Annotated in this window: 1 protein-coding gene; it reads left to right on the forward strand. The window is 49.7% G+C overall.

Annotated elements, in window-relative coordinates:
* A partial coding sequence (locus VN105_RS25950; protein WP_325645722.1) for an IucA/IucC family siderophore biosynthesis protein occupies positions 1–1,625 on the forward strand: 1,625 nt, incomplete at both ends.

The following is a 1,625-nucleotide window of genomic DNA, read 5'->3' on the forward strand; positions in this document are numbered from 1 at the left end:
GCTTATCCTGCCTCAGCTCATCGCCCAGCAGGACGGTTGGAACGTGTATGAGGTAAAACATACTGAGCAGCCGATTTATTATCGTTTTTCAGCACGTGTGCTGAGCCTGGATCATTGGGATATTGATGCTTTTTCCATCAGCAAGAGTCAGCATGGTGTTGCAGGTACCTTGGACGCCGCCGCGTTTATTGTTGAATTTGCCGATCAATTGGGGCTGGAGCAGGAAAATATCGGGACTTACCTCGAGGAGATCATCAGTGTCCTGTTCACCTATGCCTACATGCGTGATCAAAATCGGATGGGCGTGGATGAATTGATCAAATCGGATTATCAGGTGATCGAACATGCCATGTCTGCCGGGCACCCCTGTTTTGTAGCCAATAGCGCACGGATCGGTTTTGATGCCATAGATTATCAGAATTATGCGCCCGAAGCTGCATCTCCACTGGCTCTGGTATGGCTCGCGGGGCATCGTGACCGTACCGAATTTACCAGCATAGCGGGGGTATCCTATGAGCATACCATCCGCCAGGAATTAGGAGCGGAGCATGTGACTGCATTTGGCAAAATGTTGAACGATGAAGGCTTAGATCCGCAGGACTATTTCTTTTTTCCGGTGCACCCTTGGCAATGGTTCAACAAGCTGTCGCACATTTTTGCGGCGGACATTGCCAGCCAAAAGTTGGTCTGTCTCGGTTATTCGAATGACCTTTATCTGCCACAGCAATCGGTACGGACACTGTTCAATGTCAGCAATTCGCAGCGATCCTATGTCAAATCTGCCCTTTCGATCCTCAATATGGGCTTTATGCGCGGACTGTCTCCGTACTTTATGCGGACAACACCGGCCATCAATACCTGGGTATATGACCTGGTGGCCAATGATGCCTATCTGCAACGCCGGGGCTTCACCCTGCTGCGTGAATTTGCGACGGTGGGGTATACCAATGCGTATTTTGAGGAAGCGATGAAGCTAGATACGCCGTATAAAAAGATGCTGTCGACACTTTGGCGTGAAAGCCCGTTTACCGTCGTGAATGACGGACTGCAGCTGATGACCATGGCAGCATTATTACATATTGACGTTTATGGAAAGGCATTTTTGCCGGCGCTCATCCGCTCCTCGGGTTTAAGCACCGCCGATTGGTTGCGGCATTACCTGAACAGCTACCTGAGTCCGCTACTGCATTGTTACTATTATCACGATATGCGTTTTATGCCGCATGGTGAAAACCTAATCTTGGTGATGGAAAACCATGTCCCCGTCAAGGTGATCATGAAGGATATCGGCGAGGAGGTGGCGGTGCTGTCACCGGAAGTTTCCTTACCGCCTGATGTTGAACGCATCCGCATCCCGGTGCCGGAGGAACTCAAGATTCTGTCCATCTTTACACAGGCCTTCGACTGCTTCTTCCGGTTTTTAAATCAGGTGATGGTGGCGCATGCCGATTTTCCGGAATCGGAATTCTGGGAACTTGTTACCGAATGTATCCTGGCTTACCAACAAGAATTTCCAGAACTGCAGGAGCGCTTTGACCGATATGATCTTTTTGCGGCCGAAATCCCTAAAACCTGCCTGAATAGGCTGCAGCTGAAAAACAATAAAAAGATGATCGACGGCTCCA

The sequence above is a fragment of the Chitinophaga sp. genome (assembly GCF_035564935.1).
Lineage (GTDB): Bacteria > Bacteroidota > Bacteroidia > Chitinophagales > Chitinophagaceae > Chitinophaga.